General features: G+C 42.8%; 4 protein-coding genes. 3 read left to right on the forward strand and 1 reads right to left on the reverse strand.

The genetic code is table 11. From position 1 onward, the window contains the following. The coding region (locus tag ACESM0_RS12270) for an ATP-grasp domain-containing protein (RefSeq protein ID WP_372906499.1) at positions 1 to 1,100 on the forward strand (1,100 nt) is incomplete at its 5' end. Between the two features lie 826 nt (positions 1,101 to 1,926). Here the strand turns inward: ACESM0_RS12270 and proX are convergent. Then, positions 1,927 to 4,011 (reverse strand): glycine betaine/L-proline ABC transporter substrate-binding protein ProX, encoded by a 2,085-nt coding sequence (gene proX / locus ACESM0_RS12275; protein WP_372906500.1) that lies wholly within the window; start codon positions 4,009 to 4,011, stop codon positions 1,927 to 1,929. A gap of 728 nt (positions 4,012 to 4,739) precedes the next feature. Between proX and ACESM0_RS12280 the strand changes: the two genes are divergently transcribed. Then, the gene (locus ACESM0_RS12280; RefSeq protein ID WP_372906501.1) at positions 4,740 to 4,919 is read left to right on the forward strand and encodes a hypothetical protein; all 180 of its coding nucleotides are present in this window, start codon (positions 4,740 to 4,742) and stop codon (positions 4,917 to 4,919) included. A 1-nt stretch (position 4,920) separates the two neighbouring features. Further along, positions 4,921 to 5,631: a hypothetical protein gene (locus ACESM0_RS12285; RefSeq protein WP_372906502.1), complete on the forward strand. Its 711-nt coding sequence runs from the start codon at positions 4,921 to 4,923 to the stop codon at positions 5,629 to 5,631. The last annotated feature ends 430 nt before the right edge of the window (positions 5,632 to 6,061 follow it).

The following is a 6,061-nucleotide window of genomic DNA, read 5'->3' on the forward strand; positions in this document are numbered from 1 at the left end:
TAGCACTTTCATCGAAAGAGGAATTGAATCTGGGCGGCAGGTTGCCTCTCATTAGTAATGAAGAAGCAAAGGACATTGTTAAGAGGAACGAGTTTCCCAGGGTTTACACCAATTCGGAAAACTCCATTGACTGGATCGAAAAAAATCTACAAAAAACGAAACTCCCCGATATCATTGATCTCTTTAAAGACAAAGTACGCTTCCGCCACTTTTTGAATAAATATTATCCGGACTACTTTTTTGAAGAGATTCACATAGAGGATCTCCTTACAGTGGATGCTTCCGGTTATCCATTTCCTGTTGTATTAAAACCTAAGGTCGGTTTCTTCAGCGTGGGCGTTCATAAGATTTATTCGGTTGAAGAGTGGAATGAAAAAGTAAGGATGGTTGAGAACGAAATTGAAAAAGTAAACAGATTATATCCGGCTTCTGTTTTAAATGCCGGATCTTTTATTGTTGAAAAATACATTGAAGGGGATGAATATGCATTTGATGCGTATTTTGGCAACAACGGCGAACCGGTGGTATTGAATATTTTCAAACATCTTTTTTCAAGTGAGGATGATGTTAGCGACAGAGTTTATCTCTCTTCAGGCGAAATAATCAATGAAAGATTACGATCATTCACGGAGTTTCTCGACATGCTTGGCAATTCTGCCGATTTGAAAAACGTCCCCCTTCACGTTGAAGTAAGAATTACAAAAGACGGAAAACTCTTTCCTATAGAAGTTAATCCAATGCGATTCGGTGGCTGGTGTACTACGGCAGACTCAACGTATCTTTCATATGGTTTTAATCCCATTGAATATTTCTTCAACCAACAAAAGCCAGATTGGAAAACCATTTTAAGCGGCAGGGAAGACAAACTTTACAGCATCATTGTATTAGACAATACAACCGGGTATGAACCGGACGAAATAAAGTCATTTGACTACGATCAGCTGCTTCAACATTTCGAACATCCCCTTGAGCTGAGGAAGATGAACGTTGCGGACTATCATATGTTCGGTTTTCTCTTTTGCGAAACGGATAGATCTAATTTTAGAGAAATTGAATATATCCTAAAGTCCGATTTGAACGAATTTATAAAGGTAGAATAAAAAGGAATGGCTATTCGCTTAGCAAGCGGCAAGTTTCAGGTTGCAGGCCACAAGTTCCAAATCCCAATCTCCAAATACCAAGCACCAAATTCCATTTCCAATACTCATCAGGTCGAGACTGTCGAGAACGTTTTATGTACCAAAATCAAAATTCACCATTTCCGGGGCATCTGTCATACATACACATCTATGATAGAAATCTTTGCCTTTAGTCCGGCCAACGAAGCTTCAGCGAAGTAGGTCCTTTTCACATTTCACTCTAAAGGCAGACACAGCTATCCCCGGGATCATTTTTTGTGGAGCGTTATTCGTCAGATGGGCTTTGATTTTTGGATAACATTTTCAATATACGAGGAAACCCCTATCCACAACAAATCTGATTTGGAATGTGTGAGCGATATATAAGTAATGTATAGTTGTGATTGGTAAAAGATGTTTGATTGTATGTTATTGGTTGATGATTTCAACGAATAAACAGTTCCTCTTCCCTAAAAGATTTAGCCTTTCAAAGGATTTGCGGTGTTTTTCCGGATTGCAGCCGGGATATTTCGCTTCGCGGGGAGATCTCTCCATGCACTTTCCGCCAGCCGGCGGCGTGGCCCTAATCTTTGCATAAATATGAATTGGATACGCGCTCTCTTTAAATAGTGCGCCCTGTCATGTCGAGCGGAGGCCTGCTTTTTAGGCCGAAGTAGAGACATCTCCTTTACTCCACCTCATAACACCAAACGGGAGCCCTTCGGGTAATCCGCAAAAAAATCCCAACCTTTTTTAATATACGAACTTAGATATGCGGTATCCGATCTTAGATCAAACAACCCCTATCCTACCTCGCCTCATTACCAAACCAGCGATTCCTGATCCGCTGATATTCACCATTTTCCAGAATTTTCAGGTATCCCAGGTTAATCTCCTTACGAAGTTCACTATCTTTTGGTAGTGCAAAACCGTACGACTGCTGCTGAAAAAGCTGTCCCGTCACCATCACATCTCCATATCCCTCCTCGGAAGCATAGTGCTGAAGAACAGGCGCATCATAGACAATGGCCTCAATGCTACCCTCCACAAGAGCTTCAGCAGCTTCAGAAACAGTATTATAGGTAGACGGACGAATACCGTTTCCCCTCAAATAATACTCTGCCGCACTGTTACTCACGGTTGCCACATCATGTCCGTACAGATCCTCTGCAGTTTGAATCTTACTTTCGATCTCCTGAAGCGTCACCGTACTCGTGACCGTTGCTGTGAAATAAGAAAACGCAAAATAACCGGCAAAAATCCATATCAGCCCAAATATACGGCCGGGAATTCCTGTGGGAGTTTTGTCTCCGTAGCCAACCGTGGTTACCGTAACGGCAGCCCACCATATTGAAACCCCTAATCCGCTCCAGTAGCTGCTGGGAAAATCATCGTTATGCTTTCTCTCCCAGAACCAGATGATATGGGCGGATATGAGCAGAACACCAAAAAAGAAGATGAAAATAAACATCACCTCTTTGGAAAAAATAATGGAGAGAATCGCCATGGGAATGGTGCTGATGCTGCTCCCTCTGTTGGGAACCATAATTTGAAGTCCGGTTTCATAATAGGGGTGAGAAAATTCCAGCATCTCCTCCCTTTCCGATGTAATACCAAGTGCTGATGTTGCAATATCTGCCTCTCCGCGCTTCACGTCATCCAACATTTTCGCAATACTGTTCACGCTGTAGATCGAGTAGTCGAGTCCGATCTCCTTGGCAATAGCATCAAAAACTTCAATGCTAAACCCGCCGTAGGTACGATCATCATACATCACCAGGGGTTCAACCTGCTGCGTAACAACCCGAAAGTGATGTTGGTCATCAATCGACAGGCCACTGTCTGCAAGTGGAGAATTACCACTGCGGCTCAAGTGTTCAAATGGATCTTCAACCCCTGCGTCAATAAGAGGGTTTCGCAGGTCATCCCTATGATCATCAATCCACTCCCGGGCGTGCTGCCGGATATCGCTAATGCTCCCCTCTCCTCCCGCCATCGCGGCGTTTTGCTCCTGGATATCCTCAAGAGGGATGCGAACATTCTCAAACAGTGCCCTCAGGTCGGGATACCGGTTCAAAAATTCACGGTTTGCCACAACCCGAATGTCGTTCAGGTCGAACCCAAGCGTTATCGGACTACGGGACGCGCCCTCCAGTTTATCGATCTGTTCTCTTCCTGACACAGGCACATGCAGCCACTGCACCTCGCTTCCGGGCGTTACCTTACCAAGTGTCCAGTTCGGCGTCCATGTATACATGAGGAGCGGTTTCCCGGTCTGCAGATCCTCAATAGCGTTTCGGGCCATTGGATTATAGTCGCCATACACCTGCTCCGTCGTTTCCAGCAGGTTCAGCTCGCTGAGGTGTTCGTTGATACGGGTATGACAGGCCCAGCCAATATTACAGCCAATCAGATCGGCTTTCCCATCTCCATCCCGGTCGAAATGCCTTGCTATCTCTGGATCTGAGAGCTGACTCAAAGATTCCAGCCCAAGTGAGTCTGCGGATTTCGTATCCACCAGATATCCCTGGATCGCTCCCTTCTCCACCTCGTAGCCAACCGCCTCGATCTTATCACTTCGGCCGGGCTGTTGAATAAGTTCCCGGTGAAGCGGGAACCAGCCGTTCACAAAAAAATCAACCTCCCCCGACGCGGCTTTTTCATAAAATTCATCCACCGCCATCGTTTGAGCCGGAGCCATAGAATATCCCATCTCCTCTGCAAGCAGGCGAAATACCTCGGTTTGAAACCATCCTGTATCCCAGGATGCACGGGCAACCTGGATCGCCTCTTCCTGTTGAGGGGTCTCCTGTGCATAGACTCCAGGTGCTAAACTAACCAGTAAACTCATGATAATTAACGGTGCAATTACGTTCCACTGTCTTGAGATCATATCTGTCTGTTTCTATACTTTTTAATCTGAACGACACTAAAATAGAAGATATAGATGGCATAACACAGAAGTCCTTAGAAAAGGCGTGGGGACGGGAGACGGCAGAAGGCAAAAGTGAGACGGGGGAAAGAGAACCAAAAACTCAGAGCCTCAAAACCCGAACCAGAACCCTCTACCACTCACAAACTCTTCCTGAAATTCCAAATACCAAACTTTGCCCCCTGCACCCTGCTGCGAGCTGTTCGCAGACCAAACCCTTCAGGGCCGTTTATCGACGATTCGTATAGATACAGCCATCCCAAGAATCAGTTTTTCTGGAGCGTTATTCGTCAGATGGGCTTTGATTTTTGAATAACACTTTTAATATACGAGGAATACCCTATCCGCATCAAATCTGATTTGTGGTGAGTGGGTGATGTATGGGTAATGTTTGGTGATGAATTGTGATAGTTGTTTGATGGTGAGTTTTGAATGATTATATATTTAAAAAAGGACCTCAAAAAGGCTCTTCGCATTCCCAAAGGAAATCCGTACTTCCTCCACCCCGAGTGATATTTGAATAGATTCAAGCCGCATTGTAACTATATGCTCCTTATGCTTTGATAAATATTAGAATGGAGAAATGAGTATGATTTTAACACTCAACATATCGCCATGCCAATATGCTGTCACACCACAGCGTTATATTATTGTTAGTAAAGGTAAATTATATTATAATATCATTGATTATGGCAACAAAAGAGATACATACCAACCACGAACGTCCTGTTATCCGGCACACACGCCAAGGAGGCTTGTATGCTAAACCTAAAGATATTTTAACAAGCAAAAGTGCCCAGAGGCAACTGGAAATAATTCGCAATTCAGATCTTTTAAAAGAGGTTCGGGCGCGTAAAAAAGAGAAATGACGTGGAAGTCAATATTTTCCTGTTACCTCTTCTCGGGGGATACATTTTTATTAAAAAATCTACCTGGTTCCGATACAGAACAATTCGTTATAATGCCCAAGAACTGATTTTAAGTTCAGCCGTTGCAGGATTAATTGGGGTCACAATTGCATTTCTAATTGCCACCATTATCTCTTTACAGTTACCCGATTTTTACTCTTGGTGGAAGTCCAATATTCATTTTGATTTTCTCGGCACTGCCCTATTAGCATTTCTCTTCCTTGTTACTTCCGGGATCATTCCCAACAGATGGATCGATGAAGAAGCCAGAATTAAAGAGATCATAAAAGAGGATAATGACGGTATCGAACTCATTCTTTTAAGAGCACTTGAAGATGCCAAACTGGTCAGTATCACACTTAAATCAAGAAAAGTATACATCGGATTTATCTCTCAAAACTTTTTTAATCCATGGGCAGGAGTTAAATCTATAAAAGTGATTCCTGTTTACAGTGGCTATAGAGATGAAAAGGATTTCCATATCGAATTCACGACCCCCTACGATACAGTCATTAAATATACGGTTGAAGACGAAGAGATTGATCTTGACATTAATGACTTTCAGATGGGAATTCCAATCTCAGAAATTGTAACGGTAAATATTTTTGATCCAAGAGTGTATGAACAATTTACACCTCCTGCACATATTAATTCTCAAGAGGATGAGGGTTGATTGTCTGCCGATATTGTATTCATTTACTCCAATTCCATCTTTCAACTTTATTTCTAAAAATTCTCATGTCTCCGCTCAAATTTCTCTTGATCCGGCCACACCTATTTTGATTTTGGGAAGATTCATTTTTGATCGTTGAGTTTTTTTGAAACCATAGGTTAGAATAGGCCCAACAATCTCTTCAGGAAGATCACATCTAATATTGATTTCGTAATGGAGCGTTATTCGTCAGGTGGGCTTCGATTTTTGAATAACACTTTCAATATACGAGGAATACCCTATCCGCATCAAATCTGATTTGCGATGGGTGAGTGATGTGTGGGTAATGTTTGGTAGTGATTTTTAATATATGTCCGATGGTTGGTTTTTAAGTATTTATTTCCACAATCTATCAGTACGAATGAAATGGTGATTGGAGTATTTGACGCTG

The sequence above is a fragment of the Rhodohalobacter sp. genome, from assembly GCF_041686455.1.
Taxonomy (GTDB): domain Bacteria; phylum Bacteroidota; class Rhodothermia; order Balneolales; family Balneolaceae; genus Rhodohalobacter.

Coding starts and splice junctions, on each gene's coding strand:
- proX (WP_372906500.1), bottom strand. CDS start 4,011: ATGATCTCAAGACAGTGGAACGTAATTGCACCGTTAATTATCATGAGT.
- ACESM0_RS12280 (WP_372906501.1), top strand. CDS start 4,740: ATGGCAACAAAAGAGATACATACCAACCACGAACGTCCTGTTATCCGG.